We start from the raw sequence: 20,739 nt of genomic DNA on the forward strand, positions 1-20,739 counted from the left end.
TGACAAATCAACTTAAATCTTTTGTAAAAAAATGTTAAACCACCATACAATTTAGGACAGCTATTTATAATTGGATATATTTACGAGCTTTAATATCCAATCCATGAAGATTTTTAGATTATCGTTTATAATACTGTCGCTTTTATCCACCCTAAGTTTTTCTTCTTCGGCTCAAACCGATACCATTAGTATCAACAGCATCATTGCCAAAACCAGTAAGGTATTAAGTGATTACCCTGCTGAAAAGATTTACCTTCATTTTGACAAACCTTATTATGCAGTTGCCGATACAGTTTGGTTTAAAGCTTATGTTACCGAAAACCAGAATTTTTTATCAGGCATCAGTAAAATCATCTATGTAGATGTGATCAACCAGAAAGATTCGCTGATCCAGACTATAAAGTTACCCATAACCGGTGGTTTTGCTTATGGCAGCTTTCCTTTAGATCAGATTAACTATAAACAAGGTAATTACCATATCAGGGCTTATACATTATGGATGCTTAACAGCGATGACCCGGCTTATTTCAACAAAACCTTCTACGTAGGCGAAGCCATTGATAAAGAGGTAAAAACCCACATTACTTACAAAAATACTTCTACAGATAAGTTGGAAAAAATTGATGCGCGTGTACAATTTAAAGATGCTAACAATAAACCCTACGCCAATAAAAATGTGAGCTGGCAGGTGGTTACCAGCTATACGGTTATTGCCAAAGGCAGAGGTACAACAGATGCCAATGGCTATTTAACCATTGCGATGAGCAATGCACAAAAGGCGGAATATCAATTACAAAAAGGCGAACTGATTACCAGCATTAATACCACCGATAAGGATGTGGCAAGCAGTAGCTTCCCGCTTAAAAACGCTATCTTAAGCAAAGATTTTCAATTTTTTCCGGAAGGCGGAAGTTTAATTGCCGGCCTTAACAATAAAGTGGCATTTAAAGCCATTAAAAGTGATGGTTTAGGTATTAACTCAAAAGGTACCGTAACCGATAACGATGGCAAAACGGTTGCCACTTTTGCAGCGCAGCATTTAGGGATGGGCAGTTTTGAATTATTGGCAGAAGCTGGAAAAACTTACAAAGCTGCTGTTACCTATGCTGATGGCACTACTCAAACTTATAATTTACCTGTAGTTGCTGCAAATGGCGTTGCTGTGAAAATAGACAATAGCAATCCGGATAATATTGCCATAAAAATCCTGGCTAATGATGCCTTTTTTGAACAGAACAAAGGAAAAAAGCTTTATCTGATTGCGCAGAGTAAGGGCGTTATCTGCTATGGCGCGCAAACAGCATTATCAAATATAGAATATAATACTACGGTGCTTAAATCTAAATTCCCAAATGGAATTGCACAATTTACGCTGTTTAACGAATTTGGCAAACCGCTGAGTGAACGACTGGTTTTCGTTCAACACAAAAATACCATGGCAGTAACGCTTTCCAGTGCAGCAACTACGTATGGAATTAAGAAAAAGATGAAGATAAATGTGGCCGCCAAAAAAGATGGTGCTCCTGTAGAAGGTAGTTTTTCTGTAGCGGTTGTAGATGAAACCAAAGTTCCATCAAGCGAAGACGCCACCAGCACGATATTAACAGGCCTGTTATTAAGCAGCGATGTTAAAGGTTATATTGAAAAAGCCAATTATTACTTTAATGCACCCGACGCCAGGAAAAATGCAGATTTAGATGTATTGCTTCTCACCCAGGGCTATCGCAGTTTTAAATATACCGACATCATTGCCAATAAACTGCCAAAAATTGATTTCTTACCAGAACAGGGTATTGAAATTTCAGGCATTTTACGTCAGAACAATGGTATTCCGGTTAGAAAAGGTGCCCTGCTTTTAAGCATCCCTGATAAACGTTTTAACCAGGAAGGCACTACAGATCCGGTAGGAAACTTTAAATTCTCGAACCTGGTATTTAACGATTCATCGAAAGTAACCATTACTGCCAAGTATAATCCAAACTATAAAAACATGACCTTGAGCTTAAATGGTGCGCCGGTACCTACACTAACCAGAAATTTTAGTGCCGCCGAAGAGGTTTTAAATATTGATAGTACTTTGACCAGTTACCTGGATAATAGTAAAAAACAATACGCTTACCTACATACTTTAAAAGATATAAACATTAAAGCCGCTGCAGTTCCGAAAGTAAGCCATAAGGATTATCCTGCATTGAGCGGGCTTAGCCAGATGGCCGACCATGAAGTGAGTGGCGACCGATTTAAGGGCTGCGGTTTATTGATTAACTGTTTACAGGGTATGCTGGCGGGGGTTACTTTTGCCGATAATAACTTTTACGTAACCCGCGATTACAACCAGGGCAAAAAAATCCCGATGGGTATTTTCATTAACGGCATGAATGTGGATATAAACCAGATTAATACCATAGATGTTAACATGCTCGAGTCGGTTGAAGTATTTTTAAGAGACGATTTAGGCCTGGTAAACCGTGCCAACAATATAAACGGTGTAATTGTATTTAACCAGAAAAAAGCACCAAAGGGCACCAGGATTTCAAAAGCGCAGTTGATGGATATGCTTCCAAAATACTACGAACTTACCTTCTCGCCACAAGGTTATAACAAAGAAAAACAATTCTATTCACCTAAATATGATGTACCTGCCAGCATGAACCGGAACGACTTAAGAACCACTATTTACTGGAACCCTAAAGTAGTTACAGATGCAACAGGTAATACTTCTTTTGAATATTACAATGCGGATGGTAAAGGACAGTACAAAGTAATTATTGAAGGAATAGATGCCAATGGTAATTTAGGAAGATCAGTATTTAAGTACTTGGTTAAGTAAAATGGAAAATGTGAGATGGATGATGGAATTATTTCTGCCCTCATCCATTTCAACTCTCAAAAATTGTTAATAGCCTGAGTGGAAAATGTAAGGTGGATCATGGAATTGAATTCTTTCCCTCATCCATTTCACATCTCACATCTTAAATCTCACATAATTCTACTTCACCTCAAATGGTAACTGCTCCCCTTTCAACCCTGCCACAACATTCTGCACAATAATTTTAGCCATGGCAGCCCTTGTTTCTTCAGTGGCTGAGCCAATGTGTGGTAGAACGGCAACGTTTTCCATCGCTAACAAAGGGTTATCTTTATCCATCGGTTCCGGATTGGTTACATCTAAACCAGCTCCCCATATTATTTTCTCTTCCAGGGCTGTGATTAAATCCTTTTCGTTATGAATACCACCCCTGGCTGTATTGATGAAAATGGAATTGGGTTTCATCTGTTTAAAAATATCAATTGTAAACTTATCCTTGGTTTCGGGGGTTAGCGCTGTATGGATAGAAAGCACATCACTTTGGGCCAAAAGCGTTTCGAAGGATACATATTCTGCGTCGATTTCTTTTTCAGCTTCTTCATTATGCGAGCGGTTATGGTAAATCACTTTCATTTGGTAGGCCGCAGCACATTTTTTGGCCATTTCTAAACCAATTTTACCCAGGCCAAAAATACCGAGCGTTTTGCCTTTTACTTCAATGCCGAGTTCTGGCGAAGGCTCATAGTTTTTCCACTCGCCCTGAATGATTTTCTTATGCGAAAAAAATGCTTTTCGCGATACGGCCAGCATCAGTAAAAAAGCCGTATCGGCAGTTGCCGCACTTAAAACGCCAGGTGTATTACCAATGGGAATATTTAATTTTTTAGCGGCATCCAAATCAACCTGATCGAAACCTACTGAATGCAGCGCAATCACCTTTAAGTGCTTACAGGCATTTAAAAATCCGGCATTCAATTTATTAGGGCCTACGCTGACCAAAGCATCCTGATCCTTACAGGCGTCAATCAGCTCTTCAGCCGTAATCTGCCTGTTTTCTTTCCATTGGGTAATTGTTATATTATTTTCTTCCAGTTGCTTTAAACCAACCGGAGCAATGTTGCCGCTTATAAATACTTTCATATTCATTTAACAGTAAAATCTGAACAGGAGTTTTAATAATGCTTATTTTACCGTAGTGGTAAGTACCTGATAAGTATTTGCACTAAAATAACCCAGGGCATTGTTGGTAATATTTGATGTGGGGTTGGCCGGTGTGGTACCCTGGTTAGGTCCACGGTCTGACTGTTGACTCAATGCATACCAATAATTAAAAATATTACTGTCAATACATTCCATTTCCACCTTAATCTTATCATTGTTGTTCAGCTCATCACTGTCATGATCATTGTTGGGTTTAAAGAAGAGCTGGATCCGTAAATCATTACCATTGGTTAACCTGTCGTTATAAGCATAGTATCGTCTTGATAGCACATCATTTACATATAGGTTAAAATGGTAAAAATTAACCTCGTTAACCGGATCTTTTAAGAAAGCGGCCGCTGTTTTGCGCTCACGCCCAAAAAAAACATTATTAATAATCCCGATCGAATCCAACTTAACCAAATTAGGCATTTTAGAACTGGCCGTATAGTTTTGTCCTTCAACAATTGCATTTAAGTTATAGGTAACACCAGGCTCCCCTTTCATACGGTTAATATAAGTACCAGGCTCAGTTCCTTCTTTGAATATAAACGTATTGCCTTTGCTATCGGTTACGGTAACCGTAGCACCTGAAATTTTTGGAAAAACATTTTCCTCGGTATAACCTATCGTTTTGCTGATTTTAATTTCCTGATCAATCAACTGGTTATTTATAATTCCTTCAATAACAACCTGTGGATCGGCATTTTCCGTATCAATGGAAATAATTTTTTTACATGAAGCGAGACACAGCGTAAATAAGGCAAAATATATCGTTAGTTTTTTCATGGTGTTAAAATTTAAAATCCCAGGTAACAGAAGGAATAAGGCCAAAAAGTGAAGTTTGCTGTGCAGCAGTTTTGTTCGGATTTTCAGGATCGGTGATAAATTCTATAGAGTAAGGATTTTTACGTCCAAGCACATTGTAAATACCAAAATTCCAGCTCGATTGGTATTTGCCCTTTTTCTTGCCTGCTAACGTTGCACTTACATCTAAACGCATGTTGTAAGGCATGCGGCCTGCATTACGCTGGGTATAATAATAAGCAGGTTGTCCGCCGATGGTATATTTTCCTGCAGGAAAGGTAACTGCATTACCTGTACTATAAATAAAGCTCGATGAAAAAGTCCATCTTGAGGTCATGTTGTAAATGCCAACCAATGAAATATCATGCGTGCGGTCTTGCCTGGCCGGAAAATATTTGCCGTTATTCAGTTCAGTAAATTTACGTTCCGTTCGCGATAGGGTATAACCCACCCAGCCGTTCAGCTTACCAAATTTCTTTTTAAAAAACAATTCCATTCCATAAGCACGGCCTATACCGTAAATCAGCTCTGATTCTACATTCGAATTGGCAAGTAATTGGGCGGCATTCTTGTAATCGATCTGGTTTTGAAGCCATTTATAATAAATTTCGGCAGACAATTCATAGGTGTTCTCCTTTAGGTTTTTAAAATAACCTAAGGCCACCTGATCGGCAATTTCGGGCTTAATGTTATTGCTGCTCAGCACATACTGGTCGGTTGGCGAACTGGATGTAGCATTAGTTAAAATGTGAACATTCTGCGTATTACGATTGTAGGATGCTTTAATTGAGTTTTGTTCATTAAGCAGGTAACTCACCGAAAAACGAGGCTCCAGATTGAGATAGTTTTTATAGAATTTGCCTTTAGCTATATTTTCTGTGGAGGTAATTTCGCCAGCCGCATTGTAGGTATTAAAATTACCAGGTCCCATTAAAGAGAAAGCAGCCAGCCTTACCCCATATAAAAAGTTGAGGTGTTCATTTACACTCCATTCATCAGCAATATAAGCAGCAGATTCTATTCCATACCTGCGCTCTTGCGAAAGCGAATTCACCTGCGACGAAGCATCGCTATCAATATCAATCGGCGAAATGCGGTGCTGGGTGGCATTTAGCCCAAACCTCAGAATATGTTTGTTGCTGAAATACTGAAAATCTTCTTTAAAATTAAAATCGCGCACCAGCGAAGTGGCCTTAAAATTAGTCGCATCGTTGAGCAAACGAACAGTATAATTATAATTGTTGTAAATGAACGATGTGTTGGAGAATAAACGATCGCTAAAAATGTGGTTTAAACGGATAGTGGTAGTTACGTTACCCCAGTTGTTTTCAAACAAATCCTTCACACCAATATTATCCTTGCCAAAATAGCCCGAAATATAAATGGTATTTTTATCGTTGATTTTATAATTTGCCTTTGCATTGATATCATAAAAATTTAGGGTACTGCCATTAACAGACGAATCTGGCGAAGCCCTTAAAAACAGATCGATATAGGTTCTACGGAAACTCACCATAAATGAACCTCTATCTTTCACAATAGGGCCTTCTGCTTTTAAACGGGACGCAATTAAACCGATCCCGCCCTGAAATTTATATTCTTTATTGTTTCCATCATCCATTTTAACATCTAAAACGGATGATAAACGGCCGCCATACTGCGCTGGCATGCCACCTTTGTATAAACTTACATCCTTAATCGCATCGGCATTGAAGGTGGAGAAAAAGCCTAAAAGATGCGAAGAATTGTACACCACAGCCTCATCTAAAATGATTAAATTCTGATCGGCAGCACCACCGCGCACATAGAAACCTGTGTTCCCCTCGCCACCCGATTTTACACCTGGCAAGAGCTGGATCGTTTTTAATATATCCTTTTCTCCGAGTAATACCGGAATAGAATTAAGCGTTTTCATATCAATCCTTTCCAGCCCCATCTGTGCACTTTTAACATTTTCATTTTTACGGTTATTGGCGCTAACCGTTACATCGGCCAGCTCGTTTGCACTTCGTAATTCTTCATTTAACTTGGTATCTTTTGTTAAATTGATGGTTTTAACCACAGCGGTATAACCTGTATAACTTACTGCCACAGTGTAGGTTCCTTCGGGCTGTGTTAAAGCGAAATATCCATAATTATTGGTTAAAGTAGCTGCGTTAGAAGCTCCTGAAATCCTTACCGTAGCACCAATTAAGGTTTCGCCGGTACCTGCATCACGGATCGTGCCGCTAAGGGTAAATTTCTTTTGAGCAAAAATAGAGGTGGATAGAAAAAGGAGGCAAAATAAGGCTAAGTAGTATTTTATAGACATATTGGCTACTATCGAATTTTTATGTTAGAAACCAAATGTACGAAATCAAACTCCTATTATTGGATAATGGAGGATTTCTTAATAAATTTTGGGATTTTATAGATTAATCTAGGGATGAATAGCAATACGGTGTGAACGCAACAGGTAAGGACTTAAATCATCTTTACCTGCCTGCTGAAAGGTAATTAATTTAGAAGCTTCTTTAGGCATATGGCAATCGATGCAGTTTGCATTAAGCGATCCTTTTGCCAAAGTGACCTCACTGTGCTTTGTACTTTGGTGACAGCTGATACAACGTTGTGAGTAAACTTTTAAATTGCCCTTACTATTTTCATGGGTATTATGGCACGATTGACAAGTCATGTCTTTGCTTTTCCGATAGCAATTGCTGCCCATTAACATGCTGGTCTGGTTGCCATGTACATCCGGATCGCCACCACCAAAACCCACAAAATCCTGTGCGTAGTAATCATCTAAATTATCGCCAGGGGTAAAACCAAAAACCGATTTTTGGGCAACCAAAGAATTGCCGGAGTGGCATACCCCGCAGGCATCCATCTTTTGTTTACGGCTTAGCGTTTTATAAATGGTGATGAATTTTGCGGTTTTCTCTGCTGGATTTTCGAGGTGAAAAACGGCATGTTTACGGCCAGGTCCGTGGCAACGTTCACAATCTATACCGTAAATCAGTGTACCACGCTCCAACTCCTCATCAGTAGAAACACCTGAAGTTTGGATTACTTTTTTATCTACGTACGAAGCATGGCATTCTAAACATCGGCTACCAATGGGCCTGTCGTAATAAAAGGTTTGTTTGGAGAAACCCGGACTAATGGCCCAGTTATGGATCCCGGAGAAATAGGAAAGTGGCAGCTCGTACAGCTTTTTAGCTTTCCAATAGGCATAGGTATAAGCCTTTTCGCCCGAACCAAATATCATATCAAATTTTTCGGCACGAACTTCTTTTCCATCTGCATAAGCGACCTGAAAAATGCCACCAGCTCTTTTTTCAATAACCACTTTTTGGTGTACATCAAAGTTGAATACATTAGCATCGAGGGCAAAAACCTTTAACAGTTCCTGATCGTACACAGGTCTGGAGGTTAAACCATGTGCATCATGCGCAAAAGACTGCTTAATCTCCTGATGGCATTTCACACAAGTGGCAGCACCGGTGTAAGCTTCACCCCTAATGTCTTTTGGCAAATCATCGTCCGTATTCATGCATCTTGAAAGGATCATGACTACTCCTGCCATCACGCCCAAAATAATGAGGATGCGTTTTATACCTTTCAAAATATTTTTTTCTCTTTATTTTATAAACTGAATATAACTAAAATTATAACCACCATTAGCGGCGAATACCTTAATTTTTTGGCACCCAGCCTTTAAAGGCACATTTTTGATTTCGAAAGTGGCAAACTTTTTCATATTGCGGGTATTTGGAACCACTACATCACTGGCAACGGTTTTACCATCAATTAAAACGGTAATGCGTCCGTTGGCCTGATCTGCTGCTGCATTGATTTTTAACGTATAGTTACCTTTTTGTGCCACCTTAACCGTGTATTGCAACCACTCTCCTTTTTCGATATGGTTTACATAATATTTTTCGTACTGAAGAGAATCTTTGGCAATATCTACACCATCATTGCGGTAAATGCCGCCGCGGTTTCCAGCCGTCCGCTTATTGGTAACCGTGTGGTAATCGGCCGTATCGTGATCGAAATAGGCAAATCCGTTTTTTCCCAAATCATAATCAACGGCGTAAATAATGCTTTTATCCTGAATTAAATTGGCCTTAAAAGGTTTGGTTTCATTGCTGAAAGGCTGGCGGATCATCGCATCAATTACATCACGGTGAATAATGGTATTTTCTAACTTCGAATAAATGGCCACTTCCATCAGGCCACTATATACGTTGCTATCTTTAGGTTTATTACCGCCATGGTTCAGGTATTTAACCAGTGCATCGTAATTGGGGTTCGATTTAATTTCCATCGGGTTATTAACGCCCATTTTCTTTAAAGGCCACCACGACCAGCCAATGTTGTTTTTTTCTAACAGATGGATGGCATCGGTAAACCAAACGTTTGAATTTTCGCCTGTTTCGCCCAGCCAAACGGGTACATTTTGCTCATCGCGGGCCTTAATGATGTGCGCTATGGAAGCCTGGTCGTTATAGTTCCAATATTTATGAAAGCTCAAGGCCATGTTTTTGTCCCATAGTGGAAAAATACCGTTGTAGTTATTGCCCCAACCATTACCTTCAATAATAATGAGGTGCTGCTGATCTACCTCGCGGATGGCTTTGGTAATCGCAACCATCAGTTTTTTTAAAGGGGCATTCACTTTCTCCTGGGTCCCGTTTTTATCTTCCTCAGGATTACTGAAACCATAATTGGGTTCGTTTATAATATCATAGGCACCGATGTAGGGCTCATTTTTATAACGTTCGGCCAGTTTCCGCCACAGGGCTATGGTTTTCTCCTGGTTGGCCTCACTATCCCACAGGTAGGGTTTCGACGGATCACGGTCGGCAATGTTTAAATCGTTACCCTGTCCGCCAGGTGCAGCATGTAAATCCAAAATGAGGTACATTTTATTGGCTTTGCACCAGTTGAGCAAACTATCGGTTAAGGCAAAACCTTTTTCGAGCCAGGTATTTTTACCAGCCACAGGCTCCTGATCAACCGGCAGGGTATAAAGATTATAGTGCATGGGTAAGCGGATCGAGTTAAAACCCCAGCGTTTCATCGAATCAACATCAATTTTACGCGTATGGTTAGCCAGCCAGGCATCGTAAAATTCCTGCGTTTGCTTTGGCCCCATCAGGTCGGTAATCCTTTCGCGGATGCGGTACTGCTGCGACTCTTTATTTATTTTCAGCATGTAGCCTTCCTGCAACATCCAGCCACCCAGACCAATGCCGCGCAACAATACGTTCTGGCCCTGCCCATCAATAATTTTTGTGCCTGATGCTTTTAAAAAACCCTGACCAAAACCGGTAAACGAAATGCTGCTGAACAGAAAAACAGATAATATAGATCTTTTAAAAAACATAGTTGATTGATTAAAAATTACCAGATATAAGTAGCTACTGCACCCTTATCGAGCGCCGCAGCATAGCTTTTGCCCTTTAGGCTAATGTTAAATGCTGCAGTTGCTTTGCCCGTATTGGCCACAATAAGTACATGTTTACCTTCGGGTGTTTTAAATGCAACATTAGCCAAACCTTCAGGCTCGTTAGATGCAACCCTTACGGAGCCCGGCCTTACAAACTTAGCGGCATGGGCAATGGAAAAGTAGGCCAGGTTGCGGCTATAATGGTCGCCGTTAATGGTAACTGCACCCTGGCACATCGAGCAACCTCCCCTATCAGTATAGGGTTTATTTTCAGGATCGGCAGCGAGGTTCCACTCCAATACATTTTTGGCCCAGTTACGTGTGGCGTCAATAATTAAACGCGCTACCGGATTTACGATATCAATAGTCGTAGCATCAGGCTGTTCTACCACCATTTGCTCAGAAAAATAAATATTTTTATCAGGATGGGCATCATGCACATCGCTGAGCGCTTCTATTTTCCCGCCGTAAAGATGGAAAGCAGATCCATCGATATATTTTTTAGCTTCCGGATCATCCAAAATACTGATCGGATAATCGGGCCGATCGGCATTATGATCGTAAACAATAATTTTGGTTTTAATGCTGGCTTTTGCAAAAGCGGGGCCTAGAAACTTCTTTACAAATAGCGCCTGATCCGGTGCTGCCATAAACAAACTCGGGTTATTGCCCGGATGTAAAGGTTCGTTTTGCACCGTGATGGCATCAATAGAAATCCCCTCCTTTTTCATTCCCTGTACATAACGCACAAAATATTTAGCATAAGCAGCATAATACTCCGGCTTAAGCATCCCTCCGCGGGCATCGTATGTTGTTTTCATCCATAAGGGAGGAGACCATGGCGAACCCATTATTTTAATTTTAGGATTAATGGCCATGATTTCCCTCATTACCGGAATAACATCTGCATGATCAGGGCCTAAATCAAATTTAGCCTGCTCCACATCGGTTTGCCCTTCAGGAATGTCGTTATAAGAAAATACTTTTTCGTTTAAATCAGATGCACCAATGCTTAACCTGATGTAGCTTACACCGATATTGTTTCCATCAGTAGCGAACAACTCTTTCAATAAGGCCGCTCTTGCCGGCGCCGACATTTTAACAATATGCTGCGCACTACCCCCGGTTAATGCATAGCCAAAACCATCTATACTTTGGAAAGTTTTTTTATCGTTTATTGCAATTACAGGTTGTTTGTTTTTGGCTGCAGACAGTCTTAAACCTGCAGTCTGGCGGGTAAACAGGGCTGTACGATCGGCTTTGGTTAGCCATACCTGTGGCTGGCTTTGCGCCATAACCGAAAAAGTAAAAGCACAACCTATTAAGAGTCCAATGGACTTGGTAACTGGCATATAAGAAAAATAATCTGATAAAAAACAGGAAGAAAGACTTGGCTTTCTCCCTGTAACAATTAAACTTTAAGGATATAATATTCGAGCTTATTTAGTGCCGCCCCACTCTTTACTTTGTACAATTTTGGTATTGGCAAGTTCCCTTTCCGGAATTGGAAATATCTCGTTTCTGCCTGCTTTAAAAGCTTTACCAGCTAATACTGTTGGTGCCAGGCCCCAGCGTACCAGATCAAACCAGCGGTGTCCTTCTGCAGCAAGCTCTAAACGGCGCTCACGCATAATATTATCCATGGTTACCGGTAATGGATTCAGGCCCACCCTTGCCCTTACGGCGTTAAACATTGTATAAGCTTTAGTTCCGGCACCAACACCCGCACCACTTTTTAACAGTGCTTCTGCTTCTAACAAATAAGTATCGGCTAAACGGATTTCGTACATGTCCTGACCAAAATTAAGTTCCAGCTGGCCAGTGGTCGCTTTTGTAGAATTACGGCCGGCATATTTTTCGATAAAGTATCCCGTATTAGCATATGCATGCTTATAAGTTACAATACCCGCTTTTTCCAAACTGTCCAAATTTGCTACAGTTGCTTTATTCCTGGGGTCGAAATGAATCTGATCAAAGAAATCTTTGGTAAAAGGCAAAAAGCTCCAGCCCGAGATATAATCAGGTGCCAGCGCGGCATTTACGGGCACATAGTTACGCGGACCTACCAAAATACTCATGACGTTTCCTTCGCGACTGCCAACGGTACCCCATCCCATATCAGAGGTAGTATTGTACACGATTTCGAGAACCGACTCTGAATTGAACTTATTTTTAACATTCCATAAATCGGCGAAGTTGGGCAATAATTTATAACCATAGGTGCTGGCACCCGGAGCAGGTCCGTTTACCAAAGCAAATTCTGCCGCAGCTTCAGCCCATTTTTGTTGCCACATGTATACTTTACCCAAAACGGCGTGTGCAGCTCCCTGGGTAAGCCGTCCACCTTGAGACGCGACAGGAACCGTAGTAGGCAGGTTGGGTATAGCTTCTGATAGATCTTTAACGATCAAAGCATAAACCTGATCTGCAGGAACCTGTAATACATCAAACATGGCACTTGGCTCAACCACATCGGTTAATAACGGAATGTTCTTGAACAACCTCACCAGATCGAAATAATAGATGGCCCTTAAAGTTTTTACCTCGGCGATATACCGCGTTTTAGTGGCTTCATCTAAACCTGCACCATTTACTTTTTGTAAAAATACATTTGCCCGGTAAACGCCGGTAAAGCCTTTGCCCCATAAGTGGCTGGCCGCCCCTGAGGTAGAAGTCAGGGTATAGTTATTAATCGTTTGTAAATCGCCAATATCGGATGGCGAGTCACCTCCGGCAAAATGATCATCAGAACCCGCGGATAAAATATTCACTTTGGTAAGGTATCCTGAAGACTGATTTCCCAGAACATCATACACCGAGATTAGTGATGTTAATGCTTCAGCAGGGGTTTTATAATAACCTGTTTCCAAAATGCGGTCTCTAGGGTTTACATCCAGCTGTTTTTTGCAAGAGACAAACAATTGCGATGAAGCGACAATAGCCGCGATATAAAAAATATTCTTTTTCATTATTCAACTATTAAAATCCAACATTTAAACCAATCATAAATGAACGTGCCTGAGGGTAAACACCACGGTCTACACCCAATACCGTTCCACCGATTTCCGGATCATATCCCGTGTATTGGGTAATGGTCCATAAATTCTCGCTCATCAGGTAAGCCCTAACTTTTTGTGCACCAATTTTTTTCGAAACATTTTGAGGAAGGGTATAACCTACCTGTAAGGTTTTTAACCTGAAATAGTCACCTTTTTCAAGGTACAGTTTAGAGAATTTAATATAGTTTCCATTTGGATCAGATTCTACAATACGCGGCAGTGAAGTAGATGGGTTGGCTGGTGTCCAACGATCTAATATCTTGGTCTGCCAGTTGGCGTAGGTAACATCTAAACGACGTAAACCCTGAAAAATCTGGTTTCCGCCAACACCATTACCAAAAGCAACCAGATCCCAGTTTTTATAAGCCAGGTTAATGGTGATGCCGTAAGTATATTTCGGAATTGGGCTGCCTAAAAATGTCCTGTCTGATGAGTTGATTTCATTATCTCCATTTAAGTTCGCGAACTTAATATCACCCGGTTTGGCATTTGGCTGTAATTTAGTCCCTGCCGGACCAACGTAGCTGTCAATTTCTGCCTGAGTTTGGAAAATGCCGAGCATATCATAACCATAATATTCGTTGAAAGATCTGCCCAGGCCAGTTCTGGTAAAGTTACCCATGGTTTGAAAGCTTTGCGCATTATCTTCGATGAAGGTTTTACCTGGTAATAACCTGGTCACTTTGTTTTTAAGGAATGATATGTTTCCATTTACACCCAGGTTAAATTCACCGATTTTTTTTCGGTATCCCAGTTCAAACTCAAAACCGGTATTTTGCATATCACCTACGTTTTGCGTTGGCCCACCGGCTGCACCCACATACAGTGGAATATCAGGCGTTTGCAATACTCCTACAGTTTTCTTCTTGAAATACTCTGCAGACAAGGTGAAATCAGTAAATAAGGTCGCATCAAAACCGATATTGGTTTGGCGGGTTTCTTCCCACTTCAAATCCGGATTCGATAATGCAGCAGGACTCCAGCCGATTACGCTCTGATCGGTCGTACCAAAAGTATAGTTACGGCCACTGCTTACCAAAGAAACATATCTGAAATCGCCCAAAGCATCGTTACCGGTAACCCCATAACCTCCGCGTATTTTTAAGAAATTTACGATATCATTTTCTTTCCAGAAAGCCTCTTTTGAAGGCACCCAACCCAATGAGAATGAAGGAAAATATCCGAAGCGGTTGTTGGTACCGAAGCGCGAAGAACCGTCACGTCTCATAATACCGGTAAACAGGTATTTCTCATCATAATCGTAAGTAACGCGGGTAAATAAAGAGTTTACCACATGTAATGTTCCATCGCCACCGCCTACAAGTTTATTCGCGGTTCCCGGGTCATAATTTAAATTTGCTTCGTAGAAGCTATTGGCAATAATATTCTGATACGTGGTATTTAAACTTCTGCTGTTATTATCCATGTAATAGCCCTGCCCCAAAATGATGAAAGCGTGGTGCTTACCAAAATTGCGCGCGTAACTTAAAGTATTTTCCCAGTTATAGTTTAATACCGTGTTAATTTCGCGGTAGAACGATTTTTTATCATTTTTAGAAGAAGAGTTCAGGTAAAAAAGCGGTGTATAAGAATCGCCGCCGTAAAACGCAACTTTAGTACCTAAACTTGATCTGAATTTCAGATTGGCAATCGGTTCAATCTCCGCAAAAGCGTTACCAACAATATTATGATCCCAGCTATAATTACCCAGGCGGGTTTGTATATAAGCTAAAGGGTTACTCATTTCCTGACCAACAATAGGCGAAATACCATAAGGGAAGCCATCCGGATTTCTGAGCGTATTGGCAATGGTGTAAGGCGATTTGGCAATTAAAGCCGGATCAGTTTCTATTACAGGTGTAATCGGATCGAGGTTAATGGCCGAGCTTAACGGTCCTCCGAATTCGCTATTCGTATTACCTACACTGCTGTTTACAGAGTGGCTATAGCCCAGGTTCTCGCCAAAAGTAATCCATTTTGCAGGTTTATATGTTGAATTGATCCTTACGTTTGCCCTGTTCCATTTAGAAATCGGGCTGGCCACAATACCATCCTGTTTAATGTAGCCCATCGAACTGTAGATGGTAAATTTATCATTTCCTCCACTAACGCTAAACTCATGCGTTTGGCGGCGGGCATCATCATTAAATACCTGATCCTGCCAATCGGTACCTGCACCAAAAGCAGCAGGATTTGCATAAGGTTGGGATAATCCGGAGTTTGCTGCCGATTCGTTTCTGATGGTAGCATATTGCGTAGCATTTAATAAATCGAGTTTTTTAGCCGGTGCGGAAGTACCGTAAAAACCGTTATAATTTACGCTGATTAAACCAGCTTTACCTTTTTTGGTTGTAACAATAATTACTCCGTTAGCTGCTCTGGCGCCATAAATAGCCTGCGAGGCCGCATCCTTTAAAACCTCGATAGATTCGATATCTGCCTGGTTAAGGTAACCAATGCCACCATTATCTACAATTACCCCATCTACAACCCAAAGCGGATCGTTGTTACCTCCTGAAGCGAAAGAAGTATATCCCCTCACCCTTACAGTAGAAGAAGTACCCGGTTGTCCGTTACCACTGGCAATGGTTAAACCCGAGGTTCTGCCTTGTAAGGCCTGCTCCACCCTATTGATGGGCATACTTTCCAGATCTTTTGCCTTAACGCTCGAAATAGATCCGGTTACCACACTTTTCTTCTGCGTACCGTAACCTACAACTACTACCTCGGTCAGATCTTTCGAACCGGCCATTAGGGCTACATTAATACGGCCTCCTGCCGGAACTGTTACCGTTTGTGTGGTCATACCAATTAAACTGATGTTTAATTTTCCACCAACAGGCGCCTGGATGCTGAAAACACCATTGGCATCAGTAGATGCAGCCTTAGTTGTGCCTTCCAGCCGAACCGTTACACCTGGCAACGGACTACCATTTTGTTCTGTTACTTTTCCTGTAACCGGAATGTCTTGAGCCAATAAGGCCAACGGTAATGCCAGGATACAGTAAACGAAGAATACGAATGTAAATCTTCCTCTCATAGAAATTACTTTTAAGTGAATTAATTTGGTTAGTTCATGATACAGTCTTACTGGTTGCTGTTCATGGATCAAATCTATACACGTGTATAGCAACAGCAGAATTTAACCCTACTACACCAACCATACAACAGCCTTAAAAGTGGATAAAGAATAGAAAAAATGGACCTACATAAGCCCTACAGGCAAGTCATAAAAATCTGTATAACAGCCACTTGAATATTTCAATCAAAAAGAGCAGCGTTTGTAACAAAAAACGGCGTTTATGGCATTTTCTGTCGTGCTATTTCAATCAAAAACTCATACAGATTGGTTTCAGGCTTCAGCTGAAGTTTTTTCCGAAGGCGATAACGGCCTACTTCAATCGCTTTAATCGTTACGTTCATCAGTTGGGCCATTTCTTTTGAAGAAAGGTTCATAGACAGATAGGCACAGAACTTCAGATCATTCTGGCTCAGGTCTGGATAAAGATCTTTTAGTCGGGTAAAGAATTCGGTATTTACATGATTGAAGTGTACACTCATGTGATCCAGTTCCTGGTCTTTTTTCTCTACATCCTTAATCAGCCTGATCAGGTGCCTGAAACTTGGCGAACTCTCATTAAGGTCGTGGTTTTTAATTACCGCAGATATCACTTCCTTAATTTTGGCCAACACCTTACCGCGTTGCACCAGGTGCATGGTCATGGTAGAAAGCTCTTTGTTTTTATAATTTACATCGGCTTCGAGCTTTTCATTCTGCAGCCGCACAATTTCTTTTTCATTTCGATCAAGCTCCAGCTGGTGCAGGTAGCTCATGCGTTCCTGCTCTTTAATGTGTTTCGTTTTTTGCCACCTGATCATTAACCTTATGGCCATTACAACTAAAATCAGGTAAACAATCCGCATCCAAATGGTATTGTACCAGGCCGGCAGCACCACGAAAGTATAACTTACCACCTCCGATTCGTTACTGATACCCGTACTCGCCTTCACATTAAACGTATATTTTCCGGCCGGTAAATTGGTATAATCTTTTTCACTTTTCGTACTCCAGGCAGACCATTCGCCATCAAAGCCCGTAAGCTGATAACTGAATTTAATGTTTTTATCATGCTCAAAAAGTGTAGAGGCATATTCGAAATGGATAGAATTTAAGCTGTTTACGTACTCAGGGATGTCATGCAAATCCTGCTTGGCGACAATGCTTCCTTTATCTACAAAATAGCCGCCAAAAACCACACTATCTTTATTGCCCATTAATTTTACGGTGCCCAACACCACGTTTGGCCGGGTGATATTCTGAATGTATTTTTTATAATTGATATGATAAGCGCCTTTGTTGGCCCCGATAAATATATTCTGACTATCGGGTGCGTATATCGATTCGAAACCACCAACCACTTTGCCATTCAGCTCGGGCAGGTATAAAATACTGAAGGGAGTTTTCCCGTTTGGCCTATGGAAATCGATAACGCCAACCTTCTTATTTGTTACAAACCAGATATTACCATCATTATCTTCTTTCAGATATTGAATAGGAATACCATTAAGGGCTGAGCCGAACAATTTAAAACGGATAAACTTTTTGCTTGCAGCATTGTATTCGAAAATTCCGCTTGTGGTGGCAATAACTACCCTGTTTTTAATATGAAATACATAATTGTAAAGCTTGGTTGGTAAGCCATCCCGATCGGAGAATAAGGTGGTATGCAAAATACTTTTATGATCGGGCTTGAGTTCTATTTTATATACACCATGGTAAGGATGCGAAGCCCAGATCTGATCGGGATTATTATTATCGGCAACTATAAAACGCAGTGTTTCGTTAATACCTGCAATTTTACCACCATTTATAAAGCGGCTTCCATCATAGGTGAGTTCCTGTAATCCGGCATAAGTACCGGCTATGACCTCTTTGCTTGGATAAACATTATCTATGGTTTGGTACATCCAGGTACCAATTAAGCTATAAAGCGGGGTGGCAATATTATCTTTCACCAGCAGGGTTCCATCTTCATGAGCCATTAACAGCTGGTTATTAATTTCATCCAATCCCCATACCTGGCCTTTGCTGTTCTTTACCTCTTCGAAATTAGCCGGCGAATAGCTTAAATCGGGCATTGCCGTATTAATTTTGGCCTGATACAAACCGTTAGAGGTACCGATATAAATTGATTGTCCGTATTTGCGAAAGGCGTAACTGGTAATCTGTTTATTCCGATCGGGAGAAATGCTTTTTACGGCACTATTAATGGCCACGTAAGCAATCCCATCATCCAACGCCAGCCACATGTTTTTATCCTTATCCAGCAGTATACCCCGTACATTATTATTCTGTAAGCCCTCTTTATAGTTATACTTCTGCACCAGATTGCCCTTTTTATTCATAATATATACCCCACCAGAAGTGGTGGCTACTCCATATAAATCTACACCGATCTGCGTTGCAAAATAAATCCGTTCGTTTAAAAAAACCTGGTTTAAGCTACTGATCAAAGGTTTTAGCTGATGGTTAATAAGCAAAAACAATCCTTTTTTTAACATCGAAACCAGTAAAGTATCGCCACTATAGGGCAATACAGCTGTTATACCTGATCGGTTTAAAATACTGTCCTTACAAAATGGTTTCCATAGGCCATGATCGTAAATCATCAGGCCCGAATCAGACGACTGCGAAAAGATTTTACCTTTTGCAGTCCCCATAAACATCCAGTTGGTATTGGTTTTATAACTTTTAATTACCCCATCTTTATAATGTAGAATAGCATGTATCGACCTAAAAAACACCTCATCCCGAACCACTGAAACACCCCAGATATCGGCCAGTTTCCGCATATTCTCTGGCAATAGGTTTAACAGCGAAGTATATTTTAAAATACCCTGTGCATTCGGATAGAAATAACCAAACTCATCCTGTCCGCCTACATAAATGCGGTTTTTGGAATCGATCCCCACCGAACGAACCGAAGTGAAGTTGGGTAATTTGAACAGGTTCCAATAACGGCCGTTAAAAGTTAGCAGTCCCTCGTTATTACCAAAATAAAGGATACCATTTTTATCCTGCTCTACATCCCAGTTCTGAATGCCGCCATTATATTGCTCGTTATTGTAGTTTACCACTTGCGGTATGCCTAACAGCACCTGTGCATGGGTATAATAAGCAGTTAAGAAGAATAATATAGCCGGTAAAAGTCGCTTCATTTTGGTTAGGGAGGAGTTAAAACGCAATAATAAATATATAATTTTAATTCTGGTTAGCGGCGCTTACAATTTCAGTGGCTTGCGCGCGTTTCTACCGCGTGCAGAAGTAGTTTAACGATTGTCTCGTTTAATGCGCATCATTTATAAAGACATTTTTGAACATCTTACTTTTTGCTTTGGTCTTCCGTTTAGTCTGCCTATTATTTTGAAGCGCACTACCTGTGGTTGTAGGTCGGGTTCGGTCCCGCTTTCACTGCAAGTCCTCACTCATGCTTCGCTCCGGGCTTTCCGTTCTATCGGGGCTGGTTTATTGGAGGCTGTGGTTTATTTGTGCTGAACAACATCCAGGCTTGCGCGCGTTTCTAACGCGTGCATAAATAGCTTAACGATTGAATCGTTTATATTAACCTTTTTTTAACACCCAAGACATTTAAGAACACCTAAGCTTTAGTCTTTCTGCTCCCAGCCTTCGGACCTCTGACCCCAGACCTCCGACTCAAAAATCTACTTCAACAAATGCGGTTCAACTGCTTTTCTCCAGATGGCATAACCTTTAGCATTCATATGCAGCATATCTTCCACAAAAAGTTCAGGTCTTAATTTTCCATCTTTCGTTAACATTAAAGAATAAACATTAACAAAGGTTGTATTCGCTTCTCCGGCAAGAAACTTTTTAATTAATGCGTTAGATGCTACTGCTTTTTCTTTAAACTTATCCCTGCTCGGGCTTGGTTTAATCGAAATGTACACAATAGGTACAGTTGGCATTTTGGCCCTGATGGCCTGGTATAACTTGATGGTGCGGTTTAAAACTGTATCGGGCGTTACCGTTTCATTTGGCAGGTCGTTCTCACCTACATAAAGTATAATTTGTTTGGGATGGTAAGGAAAAACAACATCATTTAAATAATAGGTAATATCGTTAATAACGGCACCGCCAATCCCCCTGTTTAAGGCATTGTATTTGGCAAAAATCTGTGTACAATTGTCCCATTTGCGGATAGATGAACTCCCCACAAACAGCACAGGATTTACAGGTGGTTTATACATTTGATCGTATTTTTTAATTACCTGTACATCATCCCAGAAATTGGGTTTCTTTTGGGCAAAAGTGGTTACGGCTAAAAAAGAGAGGCAAAGCAGAATAAGGAATGATTTTTTCATATAAAAATGTTTAAAACGGGCACAATATAGCAATATACAACTGG

Annotated in this window: 11 protein-coding genes; 1 reads left to right on the forward strand and 10 read right to left on the reverse strand. The window is 40.7% G+C overall.

Annotated features, from left to right (window positions below):
* Positions 1-103: 103 nt before the first annotated feature.
* Positions 104-2,830 (forward strand): alpha-2-macroglobulin family protein, encoded by a 2,727-nt coding sequence (locus DV942_RS09580; RefSeq protein ID WP_244950869.1) that lies wholly within the window; start codon positions 104-106, stop codon positions 2,828-2,830.
* Positions 2,831-2,989: 159 nt separating this feature from the next.
* Here the strand turns inward: DV942_RS09580 and DV942_RS09585 are convergent, their stop codons facing one another.
* The 10 genes from DV942_RS09585 to DV942_RS09630 form a co-directional block, all read right to left on the reverse strand.
* Positions 2,990-3,949: a 2-hydroxyacid dehydrogenase gene (locus DV942_RS09585; RefSeq protein WP_145857096.1), complete on the reverse strand. Its 960-nt coding sequence runs from the start codon at positions 3,947-3,949 to the stop codon at positions 2,990-2,992.
* A 42-nt stretch (positions 3,950-3,991) separates the two neighbouring features.
* Positions 3,992-4,798 carry a DUF4249 domain-containing protein gene (locus tag DV942_RS09590; RefSeq protein ID WP_145857098.1) on the reverse strand — a complete coding sequence of 269 codons (807 nt, stop codon included), beginning with the start codon at positions 4,796-4,798 and terminating at the stop codon, positions 3,992-3,994.
* A 4-nt stretch (positions 4,799-4,802) separates the two neighbouring features.
* Positions 4,803-7,127 (reverse strand): TonB-dependent receptor, encoded by a 2,325-nt coding sequence (locus DV942_RS09595; protein ID WP_145857100.1) that lies wholly within the window; start codon positions 7,125-7,127, stop codon positions 4,803-4,805.
* Between the two features lie 108 nt (positions 7,128-7,235).
* Positions 7,236-8,423 carry a multiheme c-type cytochrome gene (locus DV942_RS09600; RefSeq protein WP_145857101.1) on the reverse strand — a complete coding sequence of 396 codons (1,188 nt, stop codon included), beginning with the start codon at positions 8,421-8,423 and terminating at the stop codon, positions 7,236-7,238.
* 15 nt (positions 8,424-8,438) lie between these two features.
* Positions 8,439-10,190, reverse strand: coding sequence for a cellulase family glycosylhydrolase (locus tag DV942_RS09605; protein ID WP_090984131.1), 1,752 nt, complete (start codon positions 10,188-10,190; stop codon positions 8,439-8,441).
* A 17-nt stretch (positions 10,191-10,207) separates the two neighbouring features.
* Positions 10,208-11,605, reverse strand: coding sequence for a glycoside hydrolase family 30 protein (locus DV942_RS09610; RefSeq protein ID WP_145857103.1), 1,398 nt, complete (start codon positions 11,603-11,605; stop codon positions 10,208-10,210).
* 87 nt (positions 11,606-11,692) lie between these two features.
* The gene (locus DV942_RS09615; protein WP_145857105.1) at positions 11,693-13,222 is read right to left on the reverse strand and encodes a RagB/SusD family nutrient uptake outer membrane protein; all 1,530 of its coding nucleotides are present in this window, start codon (positions 13,220-13,222) and stop codon (positions 11,693-11,695) included.
* 10 nt (positions 13,223-13,232) lie between these two features.
* The gene (locus DV942_RS09620; RefSeq protein WP_145857107.1) at positions 13,233-16,352 is read right to left on the reverse strand and encodes a SusC/RagA family TonB-linked outer membrane protein; all 3,120 of its coding nucleotides are present in this window, start codon (positions 16,350-16,352) and stop codon (positions 13,233-13,235) included.
* A 260-nt stretch (positions 16,353-16,612) separates the two neighbouring features.
* The gene (locus tag DV942_RS09625) at positions 16,613-19,531 is read right to left on the reverse strand and encodes a triple tyrosine motif-containing protein (RefSeq protein WP_145857109.1); all 2,919 of its coding nucleotides are present in this window, start codon (positions 19,529-19,531) and stop codon (positions 16,613-16,615) included.
* A 504-nt stretch (positions 19,532-20,035) separates the two neighbouring features.
* A complete protein-coding gene (locus DV942_RS09630) occupies positions 20,036-20,695 on the reverse strand; it encodes a GDSL-type esterase/lipase family protein (protein ID WP_145857111.1) in 660 nt (219 codons plus the stop codon).
* Positions 20,696-20,739 lie beyond the last annotated feature (44 nt).

This window comes from Pedobacter suwonensis (genome assembly GCF_007833675.1).
Taxonomy (GTDB): domain Bacteria; phylum Bacteroidota; class Bacteroidia; order Sphingobacteriales; family Sphingobacteriaceae; genus Pedobacter; species Pedobacter suwonensis.

Excerpts from the sequence above, each read along its gene's own strand:
- DV942_RS09620 (WP_145857107.1), bottom strand. The coding sequence starts at position 16,352 with ATGAGAGGAAGATTTACATTCGTATTCTTCGTTTACTGTATCCTGGCA.
- DV942_RS09585 (WP_145857096.1), bottom strand. The coding sequence starts at position 3,949 with ATGAAAGTATTTATAAGCGGCAACATTGCTCCGGTTGGTTTAAAGCAA.
- DV942_RS09625 (WP_145857109.1), bottom strand. The coding sequence starts at position 19,531 with ATGAAGCGACTTTTACCGGCTATATTATTCTTCTTAACTGCTTATTAT.
- DV942_RS09590 (WP_145857098.1), bottom strand. The coding sequence starts at position 4,798 with ATGAAAAAACTAACGATATATTTTGCCTTATTTACGCTGTGTCTCGCT.
- DV942_RS09630 (WP_145857111.1), bottom strand. The coding sequence starts at position 20,695 with ATGAAAAAATCATTCCTTATTCTGCTTTGCCTCTCTTTTTTAGCCGTA.
- DV942_RS09610 (WP_145857103.1), bottom strand. The coding sequence starts at position 11,605 with ATGCCAGTTACCAAGTCCATTGGACTCTTAATAGGTTGTGCTTTTACT.
- DV942_RS09605 (WP_090984131.1), bottom strand. The coding sequence starts at position 10,190 with ATGTTTTTTAAAAGATCTATATTATCTGTTTTTCTGTTCAGCAGCATT.
- DV942_RS09595 (WP_145857100.1), bottom strand. The coding sequence starts at position 7,127 with ATGTCTATAAAATACTACTTAGCCTTATTTTGCCTCCTTTTTCTATCC.
- DV942_RS09615 (WP_145857105.1), bottom strand. The coding sequence starts at position 13,222 with ATGAAAAAGAATATTTTTTATATCGCGGCTATTGTCGCTTCATCGCAA.
- DV942_RS09580 (WP_244950869.1), top strand. The coding sequence starts at position 104 with ATGAAGATTTTTAGATTATCGTTTATAATACTGTCGCTTTTATCCACC.